The sequence below is a fragment of the Streptomyces rhizoryzae genome, assembly GCF_023155275.1.
Classification (GTDB): domain Bacteria; phylum Actinomycetota; class Actinomycetes; order Streptomycetales; family Streptomycetaceae; genus Streptomyces; species Streptomyces rhizoryzae.
Genome location: NZ_JALMUV010000006.1, coordinates 172,530 through 189,794 on the forward strand (window position 1 = coordinate 172,530; position 17,265 = coordinate 189,794).

The window sequence follows — 17,265 nt, forward strand, 5'->3', positions numbered from 1 at the left end:
GTATGCGGCGATATCCGTTGAGGTATCCGGACGGGTTCGGGAAGCGTCGGTCGGCTGTTAACCCTTTGTTGCTTCCCAGTTGGCCCGCCCACCGTCGCGCCTTCCTAGCGTCTTCGGCGTGCCATCACCCATCCATTCCGCACCGCGGGTCGCGGTCCTCGCCGACTCGGACACCCGGTGGAAGTGGGGCGCCCTGACCGCGCGCCGGCTGCGGCCGGACGCCCGGATCGACGGCTACCTGCTCCGCGGCCGCGCCACCCCCACCGTCCGCCAGCTCGGCGAGGTCGGCGCCCGCGCGGACTCGCTCCGGGAGATCGGCGCCGCCGGCTTCCTCGCCCTGATGGAGCGCGGCGCGCGGGACCCGGACGGCGCCGACTGCCAGGTGCTGGTGCTGTCCTGCGTCGGCGGCGCCGTCCAGGCGATGCTGCACGGCCTCGCGCACGCCTGGCGCGCCCCGGACACCCGCCGCCCCGTCGTCGTCACCGGCTACGTCGGCGTGGTCTACGAGAAGCTCGCCGACGGCCTGCTGCTGCGGCACGGCGCCGATGTGGTGCTGGCCAACTCCCGGCACGACGCGGAGCGCTTCCGGGCCGTCTACCGGGGCGCCGGCGCACCGGACGGCAGCGTGGTGGAGTGCGCGCTGCCGTTCCTCGGCGGCGCGCCCTACCGCGCGCCGGACGGCCCGGCCGGGAAGCCCTGCACCGTGGTGTTCGCCGCCCAGCCCTCCGTCCCGGACAGCCGCGAGGGCCGGACGTACCTGCTGCGCCGGGCCGTTGAGCACGCCCGCCGCAACCCCGGCCGCGAGGTGCTGGTCAAACTCCGCAGCCGCCCCGGCGAACACACCACCCACATCGAGGAACTCCCGTACCAGAAGCTCGCCGCCAGGATCCCCGGCGGACTGCCCGCCAACTGCCGCCTGGTGTACGGGAACATGGGCGAGGTCCTGGACCGCACCGACCTGCTCGTCACGGTCAGCTCCACCGCCGCCCTGGAGTCGCTGCACCGCGGGATCCCCACCGCCGTGCTGACCGACCTCGGCATCCGCGAGGCGCTCGGCAACCACCACTTCCTCGGCTCCGGCTGCCTGGCCTCCTGGGACCAGCTCGACGCCGGGCACCGGCCGGAGCCCGACCCCGCGTGGCTGGCCCGCCAGGGCGTCGCCCCGGCGGCGGGCGCGCCCGGGGAGTACGAGCGGGCCTTCGACGCCGCCCGGGACCGGGTCGCCGCACTGGCCGCCGCCGACCGCCTGCCGCCGCTCACCCCGTACTACACCCCCCGCACCGCCCCCGGGTACCTGCCCGGCATCCTCGCCCGCTACGGCCTGGACCCGCACGGCGCGCCGCTCGCCGGGTACGCCGCAGCGGACGACGAGGCCGCCGGGCTGCGGAAGTTCGCCCGCGACACCGTCCGGGAGGCCGCCCGCGGCGCCTACCGCCACGGCGTCCAGCGCATCGCCCCGGCCGTCCGGCGCTGGGGGCAGCTGTGACCCGTCCCCGTCCGACCGAGGAGAGCACCGTGCCCCCCACCGTTGTGGCCGTCATCCCCGCACGCGGGGGATCCAAGGGCGTGCCCGCCAAGAACCTCGCCGCCGTCGGCGGCGTGCCGCTGGTCGCCCGGGCGGTGCGGGTCTGCCGGGCCGCCCGCCTGGTCACCGACGTGGTCGTCTCCACCGACGACGCCGGGATCGCGGCGGCCGCCCGGGGCGCCGGCGCGGTCGTCATACGCCGCCCCGGCGAGATCGCCGGCGACACCGCCACCAGCGAGGCCGCCGTCCGGCACGCACTGGACGCCTACGAGGCCGGGCAGGACCGCCGGGTGGACGCGGTGCTGCTCGTCCAGTGCACCAGCCCGTTCCTGGTGAGCGAGGAGATCGACGCGGTGGCCGCGGCGGTCGTCGAGGACGGGGCGGACAGCGCGCTGACCGTCGCGCCGTTCCACGGCTTCGTCTGGCGGGACACCGGACCGGACGCCGGTTCCCGGGGCACCGGCGGCGGCCACGGCGTCAACCACGACAAGTCCGTCCGGCCGCGCCGCCAGGACCGCCCGCAGGACCTGCTGGAGACCGGCGCCGCCTACGCCATGGACGCGGCCGGATTCCGCGCCGCCGGCCACCGCTTCTTCGGCCGCACCGCCCTGGTCCGCACCGACCCGGCCCGGGTCCTGGAGATCGACGACCCGCACGACCTGGCCCGCGCCCGCGCGCTCGCCCCGCTCCTGGACGGCCCCCGCCCCGGCGCCCTGCCGACCCGGGACGACATCGACGCGGTCGTCCTCGACTTCGACGGCACCCAGACCGACGACCGGGTGCTGGTCGACGCCGACGGCCGGGAGACCGTCGCGGTGCACCGCGGCGACGGCCTGGGCATCGCCGCCCTGCGCCGCGCCGGGCTGCACCTGCTGATCCTCTCCACCGAGCAGAACCCGGTGGTCGCCGCCCGCGCCCGCAAGCTGAAGGTGCCCGTCCGGCACGGCATCGACCGCAAGGACATCGCCCTGAAGCAGTGGTGCGAGGAGACCGGCGTCACCCCCGACCGGGTGCTCTACGTCGGCAACGACGTCAACGACCTGCCCTGCTTCGACCTGGTCGGCTGGCCGGTCGCGGTCGCCTCCGCGCACGACGTGGTGCGCGGCGCGGCCCGCGCGGTCACCGCCACCCCCGGCGGCAGCGGCGCCGTCCGCGAGATCGCCGGCTGGCTGCTGGGTCCCTCCCTCTGACCCCGCCACCCCACCCCTGCCACCCCCCAAACCCTCACCCCGAACAGAACGAAGGACCTCCCATGACCAGCACCACCCGCCTCCGCGCCCTCGGCGACCGCCTGGTCGGCCCCGGCCGCCCCGTCTACGTCACCGGCGAGATCGGCATCAACCACAACGGCGACCTGGAGAACGCGTTCCGGCTCATCGACGCCGCCGCGGACGCCGGCTGCGACGCGGTGAAGTTCCAGAAGCGGACCCCGGAGATCTGCACCCCGCGCGACCAGTGGGACATCGAACGGGACACCCCCTGGGGCCGGATGACCTACATCGCGTACCGCCACCGCGTGGAGTTCGACGAGGACGGCTACCGCGCCATCGACGCCTACTGCGCCAAGCGCGGCATCGCGTGGTTCGCCTCCCCCTGGGACATCGAGTCCGTCGCCTTCCTGGAGAAGTTCGACGTCCCCTGCTACAAGGTCGCCTCCGCCTCGCTCACCGACGACGAGCTGCTGCGCGCCCTGCGCGCCACCGGCCGCACCGTGGTCCTGTCCACCGGCATGTCCACCCCGAAGCAGATCCGGCACGCCGTCGAGGTCCTGGGCAGCGACAACATCGTCCTGTGCCACGCCACCAGCACCTACCCGGCCAAGGCGGAGGAGCTCAACCTCCGCATGATCCACACCCTCCAGGCCGAGTACCCCAACGTCCCGATCGGCTACAGCGGCCACGAGACCGGCCTCCAGACCACCCTGGCCGCGGTCGCCCTCGGCGCCGCCTTCGTCGAGCGCCACATCACCCTCGACCGCGCCATGTGGGGCTCCGACCAGGCCGCCTCCGTCGAGCCGCAGGGCCTGACCCGCCTGGTCCGCGACATCCGCACCATCGAGGAGTCGCTCGGCGACGGCGTCAAGAAGGTCTACGCCAGCGAGCTCGGCCCGATGAAGAAGCTGCGCCGGGTCGCCGGGGTGGTCGCCGAGGCGGAGGCGGCCGGGGCCGCCGCCGACCGCGAACCGGCCGCCGTCTGACGGGCCGGCCGGAGTCCGCGCGGTGACCTCCCCCGAACGGGCCCCCGCCCAGGGCGGCGGGGCCCCGCCGCAGGAGGCGGCGGGAGCTCCCGCCCGCCGCCTCCTCGGCCTCCCCCGGCAGCGCGCCCGCACCCGGTCCGGCGCTGCCGCCCTGGGCTCCGCCCCCGCGGAGTGCGACACCCTCGCCTTCGTCGAGAGCCCGGTGCAGCTGCTGAACGTCCTCGAATGGGCGCACGCCCGGGCCGGCACCGCGCCGCCCGCCCCGCTCACCGTCGCCGTGCTCGCCCCGCACGACCCGATGACCCGCGGCCAGCTGCGCCGGATGGCCGAACTCGCCCGCGAGGAGGGCCACACCGTCCGCTGGGAGGAGGCGCGCGGCGGCGCCACCGCCCCGCTGCGCACCGTCGGCGGTCTGGCGCCGTTACTGCGCGCCGCCCGCCGGATCGTCCTCGGCGACCCCTTCTCCCGCTACGTCCAGCTGCTGCTGGGCCTGGCCCGGGCGCGCGAGGTGGTCGTGGTGGACGACGGCACCGCCACCATGGAGTTCACCGGCCAACTCGCCCGCGGCGAACGGCTGGTGCGCTGGCACCGGCACGGCACCGGCCGCGGCCCCCGCGAGCTGCTCCTCGCCCCGTTCGCCGCCACCGCCCGCCGCCGCCTGACCCCCGGTCCCCAGGGCGCCCGGCACCGCCGCACCGTCGCGCTGTTCACCTCCATGCCGGTCGAGGCGCCCGGCGGGATGGCGGTGGCCGCCAACGACTTCGCCTGGACCCGCGCCCGCTTCGGCCCGCCCCGGCTGACCCGCACCGCGGACCTCGTCGGCACCTCCCTGGTCGAGACCGGCGTGGTCGACACCGACCGCTACCTGGCCGCGGTCGCCGCGCTGGCCCGGGCGCACGGCGCCACCCGCTACTTCGCGCACCGCCGGGAGAGCGCCGGCAAACTGCACCGGCTGGCCGCCGAGACCGGTCTGGAGGTGGTCCGCCCCGACCTCCCGCTGGAGCTGATCGCCCGCCGCGGCCCGATCGGCCGGACCGTCCTCAGCTTCCCCTCCACCGTCGTCCACACCCTGCCGCTGGCCCTGCGCGGCACCGGCGTGCAGGTCGCGGTGTGCGACATCGACCCGGCCTGGCTGACCGCGCACGCCTCCCCGCGCGCCCGGGGCTTCCTGGACGGCGTCACCGGCACCGCCCGCGCCGCCCGCCGCCTGCCGCACGCCGGAACGGAGGGCCGCACGGGGGACGCGAAGCTCACCGCCGAGCCTGACGGGGAGCGATGAAGCCCTCGTTCATACCCCTCCGTAAATCCGTCCATGCACCCAGCTGCCTAAAATTTCTTCCCCTGACGGGCTGAACTTTTGTTGATCGAGGGCCAGTTACCCCCGAGGGGGACGTAATCTTCAACGGGTGAACCAACTGATGTCCCGCGAAGCCGCCGACCCGCACGCCCCCGCCCTGCCCGGTACGCTCCCCGAGCCGCTACGCGCCGAACTCATCGCGTTCCGCCGCGACTTGCACATGCACCCCGAGCTGGGCAACCAGGAGCACCGCACCACCGCGGCGCTCAAGGACCGCCTGGAGCGGGCCGGCCTGCGCCCCCGGGTCCTGGCCACCGGCACCGGCCTGCTGTGCGACATCGGTACGGACGGCGCGGACGGCGGGGCGGACGGCATCCTGGCCCTCCGCGCGGACATCGACGCCCTCCCCATCCCCGACACCAAGACCGTCGACTACGCCTCCACGGTCCCCGGCCGCGCCCACGCCTGCGGCCACGACGTGCACACCACCGTGGTGCTCGGCGCCGGCCTGGTGCTGGCCGGGCTGGCCCGCGAGGGCCGGCTGCCCCGCCCGGTGCGGCTGCTGTTCCAGCCCGCCGAGGAGGTGCTGCCCGGCGGCGCCGCCGAGGTCGTGGCCGGCGGGGCGCTGGAGGGCGTCGGCCGGATCCTCGCGGTGCACTGCGACCCGCGGGTGGACGCCGGCCGGATCGGGCTGCGCACCGGCCCGATCACCTCCGCCTGCGACCGCCTGGAGGTCGCCCTCGAAGGCCCCGGCGGCCACACCGCCCGCCCGCACCTGACCACCGACATGGTCACCGCCGCGGCCCGGGTCGCGCTGGACGTCCCGGCGGTGATCGCCCGCCGGATCGACGCCCGGGCCGGCCTCGCGGTCACCTGGGGCCGGCTGGAGACCGGTCACGCCTGCAACGTCATCCCGCAGCGCGCCACGCTCGCCGGCACCGTCCGCTGCCTGGAACTGGACGCCTGGCGGCAGGCGCCCGACCTGGTCCACGCCGCGATCGACGAGGTCGCCGCCCTGCACGGCGCCAAGTCGCAGATCGGCTACGTCCGCGGCGTCCCCCCGGTCGTCAACGAGGCCGGCAGCGTCCAGCTGCTGCACGACGCGATGGCCGCCCGCCGCGGCGCGGACGCCGTCGAGGGCACCGAGCAGTCCCTGGGGGGCGAGGACTTCTCCTGGTACCTCGAACACGTCCCCGGCGCCATGGCCCGGCTCGGCGTCCGCCCGCCCGGCGAGCTGTCCGGCCTCGATCTGCACCGCGGGGACTTCGACGTGGACGAGCACGCGATCACCGTGGGCGTGGAGCTGTTCACCGCCGCGGCGCTGCTCTGACGCCCCGCCGACCGTACATATCACGCCACATCCCGCCACACGGGCGGCCGGTCCCGCGCCGGCCGCCCGCCGTGTTTCCCGGACGGGCCGTGAGAGACGAATCGATAACGGCGATGCCATGGAGGGTTTTGCGCCAGGTCTACGCGCGTTAATCTCCCGACAAGCCGGCGCCAGTGGGGGCGCTGACAGCGAAGGGAAGGCCCCGTGCGTCGGGTCATCAGGGTTGTCGCCGCGGCCACCGCCACCGCGTGCCTCGCGCTCACCGCCACCGCCTGCGGACAGAGCTTCGCGGAGGCCAACCGCGCCACACACGCGGGCGTGGGCCTGGCCTTCGACATCGGGGGCCGGGACGACCACTCGTTCAACGAAGCGGCCGCCCGCGGCACCGAGGACGCCCGCAAGCACCTGGGTGTCAACGTCAAGATGCTCACCGCGAAGAACGGCGAGACCGAGGCGGACCGCGAGCAGCGGCTGACCTCGTTCGCCGAGGCCGGCTACAACCCGGTGATCGGGGTCGGCTTCGCCTACAGCCAGTCCGTGCAGAACGTCGCCAAGGACTTCCCCGACACCACCTTCGGCGTGGTGGACGCGGTACCGACCGGCAAGAACGTCGACGCGATGGTCTTCGCCGAGCACGAGGGCTCCTACCTCGCCGGGGTCGCGGCCGCACTGAAGAGCCGGACCCACAAGGTGGGCTTCATCGGCGGGGTGAACAACGCGCTGATCCAGAAGTTCCAGGCCGGCTTCGAGCAGGGCGTCCGGGACACCGACCCGCGGGCCAAGGTCGTCTCGCAGTACCTCTACCCCAACAACGACAAGGGCTTCAACGACCCTGCCGCCGCCAAGGCCAAGGCCCAGGGCATGCTCGACAGCGGGATCGACGTGATCTACTCGGCGGCCGGCCAGTCCGGCGCCGGCTCCATCGAGGCGATCAGCAAGGTCAAGGGCGCCTGGGCGATCGGCGTGGACTCCGACCAGTACCGGCAGCCGGGCCTGGCCCGCTACAAGGACCACATCCTGACCTCCGTGGTGAAGAACGTGGACGTCGCGGTCTTCGACCTGATCAAGAGCTGCGAGCAGCACAAGCCGCTGACCGGGATCCACACCTACGACCTCAAGCACGGCGGTGTCTCGCTCGCCACCTCGGGCGGCTTCATCAAGGACATCCAGCCGCAGATCGACGCGGCCCGGAAGAAGATCATCGAGGGTCGGGTGAAGGTCAAGGAGACGCCGCAACCGTAGCCTCCCCGGGGCCGCCCGCCGGCCCCGCGGCCCGTCCCGTCCAGCTCCGCCCGTCCGCTTCTTCCGCTCCTTCGTCCCTGAGGGGAGTGCGCCATCAACGCAGCACCCACCAGCAGCAGCCCGCCCGGCCCGGCCGCCCCTGCTGTAGAACTCCGCGGGATCACCAAGAGGTTCCCCGGCGTCGTGGCCAACCACGACATCCACCTCACCGTCCGCCGCGGTACCGTCCACGCCCTGTGCGGCGAGAACGGCGCCGGCAAGTCGACGCTGATGAAGATCCTCTACGGCATGCAGAAGCCGGACGAGGGCACCATCGCGCTCGACGGCGAGCAGGTCGCCCTGCACTCCCCGGGCGACGCCATCGCCCGCGGCATCGGCATGGTGCACCAGCACTTCATGCTCGCCGACAACCTCACCGTCCTGGAGAACACCGTCCTGGGCGCGGAGAAACTGCACGGCATCGGCGCCGGCGCCCGCGCCCGGATCCAGGAGATCTCGGACGCGTACGGCCTGGGCATCCGGCCGGACGTCCTGATCGAGGACCTCGGCGTCGCCGACCGGCAGCGGGTGGAGATCCTCAAGGTCCTCTACCGCGGCGCCCGCACGCTGATCCTCGACGAGCCGACCGCGGTCCTCGTCCCGCAGGAGGTCGACGCGCTCTTCGCCAACCTCCGGGAACTGAAGTCCGAGGGCCTGACCGTCATCTTCATCTCCCACAAGCTGGGCGAGGTGCTCTCGGTCGCCGACGACATCACCGTCATCCGGCGCGGCACCACCGTGGCCTCCGTCGAACCGGCCAGGACCACCCCCAAGCAGCTCGCCGAGCTGATGGTCGGCAGCGAGCTGCCGTCGCCGGAGACCCGCGAATCGACCGTCACCGACGAGGAGATGCTCACCGTCAGCGACGTGCACCTGTCCGCCACCGACTCCGACGGCGTGGTCCGCACGGTGCTGGACGGCATCTCGTTCACCATCCGCAAGGGCGAGGTGCTCGGCGTCGCCGGCGTCGAGGGCAACGGCCAGGCCGAACTGGTCGAGGCCATCATGGGCACCCGCACCCCCGACCGCGGCACCCTCACCCTGGACGGCACCGACCTGTCCCGGTCCTCCACCCGCGCCCGGCGCGAGGGCGGCATCGGCTACATCCCCGAGGACCGCCACCGGCACGGCCTGCTGCTGGACGCCCCGCTGTGGGAGAACCGCATCCTCGGCCACGTCACCGAGCGCCCCAACAGCAAGGGCCGGCTGCTGGACCTGGCCGGTGCCCGCAAGGACACCGAGCGGATCATCGCCGAGTACGACGTCCGCACCCCCGGCATCGAGGTGACCGCGGCCTCGCTCTCCGGCGGCAACCAGCAGAAGCTGATCGTCGGCCGCGAGATGAGCCACCACCCCAAGCTGCTGATCGCCGCCCACCCCACCCGAGGCGTGGACGTCGGCGCCCAGGCGCAGATCTGGGAGCAGATCCGCGCCGCGCGCCGCGAGGGCCTGGCGGTCCTGCTGATCTCTGCCGACCTGGACGAGCTGATCGGCCTGTCCGACACCCTGCGGGTGATGTACCGCGGCCGGCTGGTCGCGGACGCGGACCCCGCCGTGATCACCCCGGAGGAGTTGGGCTCCGCCATGACCGGTGCCGCCAGCGGCCATCTCAGCGCGGCGGACACCACCGCCGCCGCCCCGAAGGGTGGCGAGAAGTGAGCACGTCCACACCCCCCGCCGCGCCAACGGCCAAGAAGAACCCGGCCGTCGACGCCGTCGCGCGCAGCGCCGCCCGGGACCGCGTCCTGCTGGGCATCGCCGCGCCGGTCCTCGCGATCGTCGCCGCGATAGTGATCAGCTCGCTGGTCTTCCTGGCGTCCGGCGAGAACCCGTTCCGCGCGTACGGGATCATGGCCGACTACGGCCACTACAGCGACAGCCAGGTCTGGATCATCAACAAGGCGGTGCCGTACTACCTTTCGGCGCTCGCGGTGGCCGTCGGCTTCCGGATGAACCTCTTCAACATCGGCGTCGACGGGCAGTACCGGCTGGCCGCCTTCGCCGCCGCCGCGGTCGGCGGGGCCGTCGCCCTGCCCGGCGCCCTCCAGATCATCCTGCTCATCGTCATCGCGATGCTGGTGGGCGCGGTCTGGTCCGGCATTGCGGGCCTGCTGCGGACCACCCGCGGGGTCAGCGAGGTGATCACCACGATCATGCTGAACTCCATCGCGGCCTCGGTCATCGGCTACTTCCTCCAGGACGGCCGGCTGGCCGTCAAGGACGGAAACCTCCTGCACACCACGTTCCTGCCGGAGTCCAGCCACTTCTTCTCCTTCGCCACCCACCCCAAGCCGGTCGAGGGCTTCGTGGTGATCGCAGTGGTGGCCGGCGCGCTGTACTGGTTCCTGATCAACCGCACCCGCTTCGGCTTCGACCTGCGCGCGGTGGGCGCCTCCGAGCCGGCCGCCGAGGCCAGCGGCGTCAGCGTCAAGCGCATGGTGGTCATCTCCATGCTGCTGTCCGGCGCCGCGGCCGGCCTGGTCGGCATGCCGACCCTGCTCGGCGAGTCCTTCCAGTACGGCACCGACTTCCCGGCCGGTATCGGCTTCACCGGTATCGCCATCGCCCTGCTCGGCCGCAACCACCCGGTCGGCATGGGGTTCGGCGCCCTGCTGTGGGCGTTCCTGGACCGCACCGGCTCCCGGCTCGAGTTCGAGGGCTACGCCCAGGAGATCGTCGGTGTCATCCAGGGCGTGATCGTGCTCTGCGTGGTCATCGCCTACGAGGTCGTCCGCCGCTACGGGCTGCGCCTCCAGCAGCGCAAGGTCGGCGAGGAGCTGGCCGTGCTGGCCCGCACCGGCGACGGCACCGCCGACAACAGTGACAAGCCGGAGGTGACGGCGTGAGTACCGAACTCAAGTCCGCGGCGCGGCCCGCGGCCCCCGGCAGCGGCGGCGGGAAGCGGAAGCTGACCTACCCCTGGGTGCTGCTGATCGTCGCCGGCGCGCTGGTCGCGGTCTCCGCCCTGCGGGCCGTCAGCGGCGCCGCCGACCTCACCTCGGCCGGCCAGTTCGGGGCCGCGCTCAGCGCCGCCGTCCCGATCGGCCTGGCCGGTCTGGGCGGCCTGTGGGCCGAGCGGTCCGGTGTGGTCAACATCGGCCTCGAAGGCATGATGATGCTCGGCTCGTTCGCGGCCGGCTGGGCCGGCTGGCAGCACGGGCCCTGGGCGGCGGCCGCGGCCGGCGTCCTCGGCGGCGCGCTCGGCGGCCTGGTGCACGCCGTCGCCACCGTCACCTTCGGCGTCGACCACATCGTCTCCGGTGTGGCGATCAACATCCTGGCGCTGGGCGCCACCCAGTACCTGGCCACCCTGCTCTTCGGCCGGGAGGGCAGCGCCGCCATGGTGGCCGGCGGCAACGACAAGCAGTCGCCGCCGATGCCCGACATGCCGACCTTCACCGTCCCCGGCCTCGCCGACTGGCTCAACGGCATCGAGGGCCACCACTGGTTCCTGGTCTCCGACCTCGCCGGGGTGCTCGGCGGCGCGGTCACCGGCGTCTCCTGGCTGACCCTGCTGACCGTGGGCCTGTTCGTCGGCACCTTCTTCCTGCTGTGGCGCTCGGCGTTCGGCCTGCGGCTGCGGTCCTGTGGCGAGGCCCCGCTCTCCGCCGAGACGCTGGGCGTCAACGTCTACGCGTACAAGTACGCGGCGGTCGTGGTCTCCGGCGCGCTGGCCGGCCTCGGCGGTGCGTTCCTGGCGATCAGCGTGCACTTCTACCAGGACGGGCAGACCGGGGGCCGCGGCTACATCGGCCTGGCCACGATGATCTTCGGCAACTGGCGGCCGGGCGGCGTCGCCCTCGGCGCGGGCCTGTTCGGCTTCATGGACGCCATGCAGCTGCGCAGCGGCGGCCCCACCGTGCACGCCCTGCTGCTGGGCCTGGCCGCGCTGCTCGCCGGCCTGGCGGTGGTCCGGCTGCGGGCCGCCAAGCGCGCACAGGCCGCCCTCGCCGGGGTGGCTGCCGCCGTCCTGGTGGTCTGGTACGCGCTGTCCGACAACGTCCCGCTGGAACTCGTCGAGGCCAGCCCCTACATCGCTACGCTGCTGGTCCTGGCGCTCTTCTCGCAGCGCCTGCGGGCCCCGAAGGCGGTCGGCAAGCCGTACCGCAGGGGCCAGGGCCACTGACGGGCGCGGGCCGGCGGCGGGGCAGGGGCGTGCCCCCGTCCCGCCGCCGGCCGCCGCACCCCCACGGAAGAAAGAGCGCATGACGCACCACCCCGACCTCACCGACCACCCGCCCGTCGACTGGCCCGCCCTGCGGCAACGGGCCCGGGAGGCGATGTCCCGGGCCTACGCCCCGTACTCCGGCTATCCGGTCGGCGCCGCCGCCCTGGTGGACGACGGCCGCACGGTCACCGGCTGCAATGTCGAGAACGCCTCCTACGGCCTGGCGCTGTGCGCCGAATGCGGCCTGGTCTCGGCCCTGTTCGCCGGCGGCGGCGGCCGGCTGACCGCCTTCACCTGCGTCGACGGCGCGGGCGAACTGCTCGTCCCGTGCGGCCGCTGCCGCCAGCTGCTGCACGAGCACGGCGGCCCGGAACTGCTGGTGGACACCCAGGCCGGCATCCGCCCGCTGGCGGACCTCCTCCCGGACGCGTTCGGGCCCGGGCACCTGGCCGGCTGACGGCGGGGCGGTGCGGTCCGGCCACCGGGCCGCCCTGCCCTGGCCTCCCCGGCGTCTATGCGTGTAGAACGGGATCCACCCGTTCGAAAGGAATCCGTCCATGGACGCCATCTCCGTCATCCGTACCAAGCGCGACCGCGGGGAACTGACCCCCGGGCAGATCGACTGGGTCATCGACGCCTACACCCGCGGCGAGGTCGCCCACGAGCAGATGTCGTCCCTGGCCATGGCCATCTTCCTCAACGGCATGAACCGCGCGGAGATCGCCCGCTGGACCGCCGCCATGATCGCCTCCGGTGAGCGCATGGACTTCTCCTCGCTGCCCCGCCCCACCGCCGACAAGCACTCCACCGGCGGCGTCGGCGACAAGATCACCCTCCCGCTCGCCCCGCTCGTCGCGGCCTGCGGCGCCGCCGTCCCGCAGCTCTCCGGCCGCGGCCTGGGCCACACCGGCGGCACCCTCGACAAGCTCGAAGCCATCCCCGGCTGGCGCGCCCTGCTGTCCAACGACGAGATGCTGGCCGTGCTCCGCGACGTCGGCTCCGTCATCTGCGCCGCCGGCGACGGCCTGGCGCCCGCCGACAAGAAGCTCTACGCGCTGCGCGACGTCACCGGCACCGTCGAGTCGATCCCGCTGATCGCCTCCTCCATCATGTCCAAGAAGATCGCCGAGGGCACCGGCTCGCTCGTCCTGGACGTCAAGGTCGGCTCCGGCGCGTTCATGAAGAACCTCGACGACGCCCGCGAACTGGCCGCCACCATGGTCGAGTTGGGCACCGACCACGGCGTGGACACCCGCGCCCTGCTCACCGACATGTCCACCCCCCTCGGCCGCACCGCCGGCAACGCCCTCGAAGTCCGCGAATCCGTCGAGGTGCTGGCCGGCGGCGGCCCCCAGGACGTCGTCGAGCTGACCCTGGCCCTGGCCCGCGAGATGCTCGACGCGGCCGGCCTGAAGGACGCCGACCCCGCCAAGGCGCTGGCCGACGGCTCCGCCATGGACCACTGGCGCCGCATGATCAGCGCCCAGGGCGGCGACCCGGACGCCCCCCTGCCCGTCGCCCGCGAACAGCACACCGTCACCGCCGCCGCCACCGGCACCCTCACCACCCTCGACGCCTACGCCGTCGGCCTCGCCGCCTGGCGCCTGGGCGCCGGCCGGGCCCGCAAGGAGGACCCGGTGCAGGCCGGCGCCGGCATCGAACTGCACGCCAAGCCCGGCGACCCGGTCACCGCCGGCCAGCCCCTCCTGACCCTCCACACCGACACCCCCGAGAAGTTCCCCTACGCGCTGGAGGCACTGGACGGCGGCGTGGCGATCGCCCCGGCCGACACGGCCTTCACCGCCCGCCCGGTGGTCCTGGAACGCATCGTCTGACCTGCGCTTTTCTCATCCGGGTGAACGGGATCGGTGGACCGCCGCCGGTCCCGTTCGGCATGCTGGGATCGGTGATGTACCGATAGAGGAGACCGCCATGAGCGCACTCACCGTCGACCACGCCTCGGGCAACAGCCCGGAGTGGGACGACCTCGTCCGCATCTGGGAGCAGGCGGACGCACGCGAGGGCTGGAAGGTGGAGATCATCGAGGCTGCTCGTCGACCGGCGGGCCCCCGCCGGTCCGACCCTCACCCTCTACGGTGAGCCGGCGGGCGAGGTCTACCGCGTCCTGGAGACCGTGAAGTCCGGCGACGCACTGGTGCTTCCCGCACCCTTCGGGCTCGCCCTGGACACCGCGGTCTTCCCCGCGGACTGACGACGCGCCGCCCGCCGCCGGACCCGCCCCACCGGGACGGGCCCGGCGGGGCTCCCGGCCCCCCCCGCGACGGCGCACCCGGGCCCGCCCCCGCCGCCCCGAAAAAAATCTCGGGCCGCGATGTCGAGAATCCGCGGCGTGCTCCGTCCCCGGAGTGCACGCGGCCACAAGGCGCCGCACCCGTCCTTCAGGAGGACCACGATGGCCAAGTACTTGCTGCTCAAGCACTACCGCGGCGCGCCGGCAGCGGTCAACGACGTGCCGATGGACCGGTGGACACCGGAGGAGGTCACCGCGCACGTCCGGTACATGCAGGACTTCGCGGCCCGGCTGGAGAAGACCGGGGAGTTCGTCGACGGCCAGGCGCTCGCCCCCGAGGGGGCCTGGGTCCGGTACGACGGTCCGGGGCGCCCGCCGGTCACCGACGGCCCGTTCGCCGAGACCAAGGACCTCATCGCCGGCTGGATGGTGATCGACGTCGACAGCTACGAGCGCGCCGTCGAACTGGCCGGGGAGCTGTCGGCCGCTCCCGGGGCGGGCGGCAAGCCCCTCCACGAGTGGCTGGAGGTGCGCCCGTTCCTCACCGCGCCGCCCACCGTCACGGAGTGACGCACCCCATGGACGAGGCCCTGCTCCGCAGCCTCACCCCGGGCGTGCTCGCCGTCCTCGTCCGCCGCGGGGCCGACTTCGCGGCGGCCGAGGACGCCGTGCAGGAGGCCCTGGTCGAGGCGGTCCGCGGCTGGCCGGCCGATCCGCCGCGGGACGCGAAGGGCTGGCTGGTCACCGTCGCCTGGCGCAAGTTCCTCGACCAGGCCCGGGCGGACGCGGCCCGTCGCCGGCGGGAGGCGGCCGCCGAGGAGGAGCCGGCGCCCGGGCCCGCGCCCTCGGCGGACGACACCCTCCAGCTCTACTTCCTGTGCGCCCACCCGTCGCTGACGCCGTCGTCCGCGGTCGCGCTCACGCTGCGCGCCGTCGGCGGGCTGACCACCCGTCAGATCGCCGCGGCGTACCTGGTGCCCGAGGCGACCATGGCCCAGCGCATCAGCCGGGCCAAGCGCACGGTCTCCGGTGTGCCGTTCGACCGGCCCGGCGACGTCGCCACCGTGCTGCGCGTCCTCTACCTGGTCTTCAACGAGGGCTACTCCGGCGACCTCGACCTCGCCGCCGAGGCCATCCGGCTCACCCGGCAGCTCGCGGCCGCCCTGGACCACCCCGAAGTGGCCGGGCTGCTCGCCCTGATGCTGCTGCACCACGCCCGGCGCGCCGCGCGGACCGCGCCGGACGGCAGCCTGGTGCCGCTCGCCGCGCAGGACCGCGGCCGCTGGGACACCGGGCTGATCGCCGAGGGGGTCGCGCTCCTCCAGGCGGCGCTCGCCCGCGACCGGCTGGGCGAGTACCAGACCCAGGCCGCCATCGCCGCCCTGCACGCCGACGCGCCCACCGCGGGGGAGACCGACTGGGTGCAGATCGTCGAGTGGTACGACGAACTGGTGCGCCTGACCGGCAGTCCGGTCGCCCGGCTCAACCGTGCGGTGGCGGTCGGCGAGGCGGACGGACCGCGCGCCGGCCTGGCGGCCCTCGCGGAGGTGGACCCCGCCCTGCCCCGGTACACCGCGGTGGCGGCGTACCTCCACGAGCGGGACGGCGACCCGGCCGCGGCGGCCCGGCTGTACGCCGAGGCGGCCCGCACGGCACCCAGCCTCGCCGAGCGCGCCCACCTGACCCGCCAGGCCGCCCGGCTCAACGCCCGCGAGGACCGCTGATCCGGCGTGCCCGGCGCTTCCCGCGGCGCGGGGGCGCCGCAGGCGAACGGACCCGCCCCGCCAGGACAGGTGGCGGGCCGGGTCCGTTCGGATCGGGGGCCGGGCGGCGGCCGGTCAGGCGGCCTTGCCCAGGGCCGGCAGGCGCCGTGCGGCGGCGGCCTGGCGGGTGGCGTAGAGGGTGATGGCCGCGGCGCCGGTCATGGCGGCCAGGCCCAGCAGGACGGTGCCGGACCAGCCGGCGGCGTGGAAGGCGGCGGCGCCGAGCGCACCGCCCAGGCTGCTGCCGATGTAGTACGCGCACTGGTAGAGCGCCGACGCCTGGGCGCGGGCGGTCTTCGCGGTGCGGCTGACCGAGGACGAGGCGACCGCGTGCCCCGCGAAGAAACCGGCGGTGATGAGGACCAGGCCCGCCAGCACCGCGGCGACCGAGGCGGCCAGGGTGAGCAGCAGACCGGCGGCGGTGGTGCCCACGGCCAGGTAGAGCGCACCGCGGCGGCCGGTGCGGGCCACCAGCTTCCCGGCGGCGGCCGAGGAGACCGTACCGACCAGGTAGATCACGAAGATCGAGCCGACGATGCCCTGCGGGAGGTGGAACGGCGCGGCCACCAGCCGGTAGCCGATCACCGTGTAGACCGCGCCGAAGACCGTCATGAACAGTGCGCCGATGGCGTACAGCCGGCGCAGCAGCGGATCGGCGAGGTGGCCGCCGAGCGTGCGGGCCAGCGCCCGCGGACCGGCCGGCCGGGGCGAGAAGTGCCGGGGGCGGGGCACCAGCAGCCGGAACGCCACCGCGCACACCACGGCCAGGACGCCCACCGCACCGAGCGCCGCCCGCCAGCCCCACGCCTGGGAGACCCAGCCGGTGACGATCCGGCCGGACATCCCGCCGATGCTGTTGCCGGCCACGAACAGGCCGATCGCCGCCACCAGCGCCTTGGCGCGCACCTCCTCGGCCAGGAACGCCATCGCCGAGGCGGGCAGTCCGGCCAGCGCCACGCCCTGCACGGCGCGCAGCGCGATCAGCGTGCCCAGGGACGGGGCGAACGGCACCAGCAGCGCGATCACCGCGGCCACCGTCAGCGACGCGGTCATCAGGGTGCGGCGGCCGAACCGCTCGGAGAGCGCGCTCAGCGGGATCACCCCGAGGGCCAGCCCGAAGGTCGCCGCGGAGACCGTCCAGCTCGCCTGGTCCGGCGCGGCGTGCAGGTCGGCGGAGAGCGCGGGCAGCAGGGCCTGGGTGGAGTACAGGAGGGCGAAGGTGGCCACTCCGGCGGCGAAGAGGGCGAAGCTCATCCGGCGGTAACCGGGGCCGCCCGGCCGCAGCTTGTCCGCCTCGGGGTCGGGGCGCGCGGCGGCGGAGGAAGAGGAGTCGGGGGACTGGGGGGAGGCGGCCGCACGGTCGGTGACGGACGCCCCGGTATCAGCGGGAGGCATGGTTCGACGGTAGGGTGACCCGTCTCATGCGTCCAATGCATCAAAACGCGATAATCGA

General features: G+C 74.3%; 15 protein-coding genes. 14 read left to right on the forward strand and 1 reads right to left on the reverse strand.

Translation table 11 applies throughout. The annotated features are described in order from the left end of the window. The first annotated feature begins 118 nt into the window (after window positions 1-118). The 14 genes from MUU72_RS07945 to MUU72_RS08015 all read left to right on the forward strand — a co-directional run bounded on the left by MUU72_RS07945 (window position 119) and on the right by MUU72_RS08015 (window position 15,773). The gene (locus MUU72_RS07945) at window positions 119-1,486 is read left to right on the forward strand and encodes a DUF6716 putative glycosyltransferase (protein WP_308403792.1); all 1,368 of its coding nucleotides are present in this window, start codon (window positions 119-121) and stop codon (window positions 1,484-1,486) included. Between the two features lie 29 nt (window positions 1,487-1,515). Then, window positions 1,516-2,715: a cytidylyltransferase domain-containing protein gene (locus MUU72_RS07950; protein WP_248012420.1), complete on the forward strand. Its 1,200-nt coding sequence runs from the start codon at window positions 1,516-1,518 to the stop codon at window positions 2,713-2,715. A gap of 62 nt (window positions 2,716-2,777) precedes the next feature. After that, window positions 2,778-3,722: an N-acetylneuraminate synthase family protein gene (locus tag MUU72_RS07955; RefSeq protein ID WP_248012421.1), complete on the forward strand. Its 945-nt coding sequence runs from the start codon at window positions 2,778-2,780 to the stop codon at window positions 3,720-3,722. Between the two features lie 22 nt (window positions 3,723-3,744). After that, complete coding sequence (locus MUU72_RS07960; protein ID WP_372503025.1) at window positions 3,745-5,001, forward strand: hypothetical protein; 1,257 nt, start codon at window positions 3,745-3,747, stop codon at window positions 4,999-5,001. Window positions 5,002-5,140: 139 nt separating this feature from the next. Then, window positions 5,141-6,349, forward strand: a complete 1,209-nt coding sequence (locus MUU72_RS07965) for an amidohydrolase (RefSeq protein ID WP_248012479.1) — start codon at window positions 5,141-5,143, stop codon at window positions 6,347-6,349. 204 nt (window positions 6,350-6,553) lie between these two features. After that, entirely contained in the window at window positions 6,554-7,591 is a 1,038-nt protein-coding gene (locus tag MUU72_RS07970) for a BMP family lipoprotein (protein WP_248012422.1), read from the forward strand. Between the two features lie 183 nt (window positions 7,592-7,774). Then, window positions 7,775-9,289 (forward strand): ABC transporter ATP-binding protein, encoded by a 1,515-nt coding sequence (locus tag MUU72_RS07975; protein WP_248012423.1) that lies wholly within the window; start codon window positions 7,775-7,777, stop codon window positions 9,287-9,289. Next, window positions 9,286-10,476 (forward strand): ABC transporter permease, encoded by a 1,191-nt coding sequence (locus MUU72_RS07980; protein WP_248012424.1) that lies wholly within the window; start codon window positions 9,286-9,288, stop codon window positions 10,474-10,476. The genes MUU72_RS07975 and MUU72_RS07980 overlap by 4 nt, the downstream gene beginning before the upstream one ends. Then, the gene (locus MUU72_RS07985; RefSeq protein WP_248012425.1) at window positions 10,473-11,756 is read left to right on the forward strand and encodes an ABC transporter permease; all 1,284 of its coding nucleotides are present in this window, start codon (window positions 10,473-10,475) and stop codon (window positions 11,754-11,756) included. Before MUU72_RS07980 ends, MUU72_RS07985 begins: the two co-directional genes overlap by 4 nt. 79 nt (window positions 11,757-11,835) lie before the next feature. Further along, complete coding sequence (locus MUU72_RS07990; RefSeq protein WP_248012426.1) at window positions 11,836-12,255, forward strand: cytidine deaminase; 420 nt, start codon at window positions 11,836-11,838, stop codon at window positions 12,253-12,255. Between the two features lie 100 nt (window positions 12,256-12,355). Then, a complete protein-coding gene (locus tag MUU72_RS07995) occupies window positions 12,356-13,633 on the forward strand; it encodes a thymidine phosphorylase (RefSeq protein ID WP_248012427.1) in 1,278 nt (425 codons plus the stop codon). A 97-nt stretch (window positions 13,634-13,730) separates the two neighbouring features. Further along, on the forward strand, window positions 13,731-13,898 hold the full coding sequence (locus MUU72_RS08000; protein WP_248012428.1) for a hypothetical protein: 168 nt from the start codon (window positions 13,731-13,733) through the stop codon (window positions 13,896-13,898). A gap of 313 nt (window positions 13,899-14,211) precedes the next feature. Then, the gene (locus MUU72_RS08010) at window positions 14,212-14,619 is read left to right on the forward strand and encodes a YciI family protein (protein ID WP_248012429.1); all 408 of its coding nucleotides are present in this window, start codon (window positions 14,212-14,214) and stop codon (window positions 14,617-14,619) included. An 8-nt stretch (window positions 14,620-14,627) separates the two neighbouring features. Further along, window positions 14,628-15,773 carry an RNA polymerase sigma factor gene (locus MUU72_RS08015; protein ID WP_248012480.1) on the forward strand — a complete coding sequence of 382 codons (1,146 nt, stop codon included), beginning with the start codon at window positions 14,628-14,630 and terminating at the stop codon, window positions 15,771-15,773. A gap of 114 nt (window positions 15,774-15,887) precedes the next feature. On the opposite strand, the gene MUU72_RS08020 is transcribed toward MUU72_RS08015, so the two are convergent. After that, a complete protein-coding gene (locus tag MUU72_RS08020; protein ID WP_248012430.1) occupies window positions 15,888-17,207 on the reverse strand; it encodes an MFS transporter in 1,320 nt (439 codons plus the stop codon). Between the last annotated feature and the right edge of the window lie 58 nt (window positions 17,208-17,265).

Bases quoted from the DNA above. Each gene is read 5' to 3' on its own strand.
- MUU72_RS07955 (WP_248012421.1), top strand. From the start codon at position 2,778: ATGACCAGCACCACCCGCCTCCGCGCCCTCGGCGACCGCCTGGTCGGC.
- MUU72_RS07965 (WP_248012479.1), top strand. From the start codon at position 5,141: ATGTCCCGCGAAGCCGCCGACCCGCACGCCCCCGCCCTGCCCGGTACG.
- MUU72_RS07990 (WP_248012426.1), top strand. From the start codon at position 11,836: ATGACGCACCACCCCGACCTCACCGACCACCCGCCCGTCGACTGGCCC.
- MUU72_RS07995 (WP_248012427.1), top strand. From the start codon at position 12,356: ATGGACGCCATCTCCGTCATCCGTACCAAGCGCGACCGCGGGGAACTG.
- MUU72_RS08000 (WP_248012428.1), top strand. From the start codon at position 13,731: ATGAGCGCACTCACCGTCGACCACGCCTCGGGCAACAGCCCGGAGTGG.
- MUU72_RS08010 (WP_248012429.1), top strand. From the start codon at position 14,212: ATGGCCAAGTACTTGCTGCTCAAGCACTACCGCGGCGCGCCGGCAGCG.
- MUU72_RS08015 (WP_248012480.1), top strand. From the start codon at position 14,628: ATGGACGAGGCCCTGCTCCGCAGCCTCACCCCGGGCGTGCTCGCCGTC.
- MUU72_RS08020 (WP_248012430.1), bottom strand. From the start codon at position 17,207: ATGCCTCCCGCTGATACCGGGGCGTCCGTCACCGACCGTGCGGCCGCC.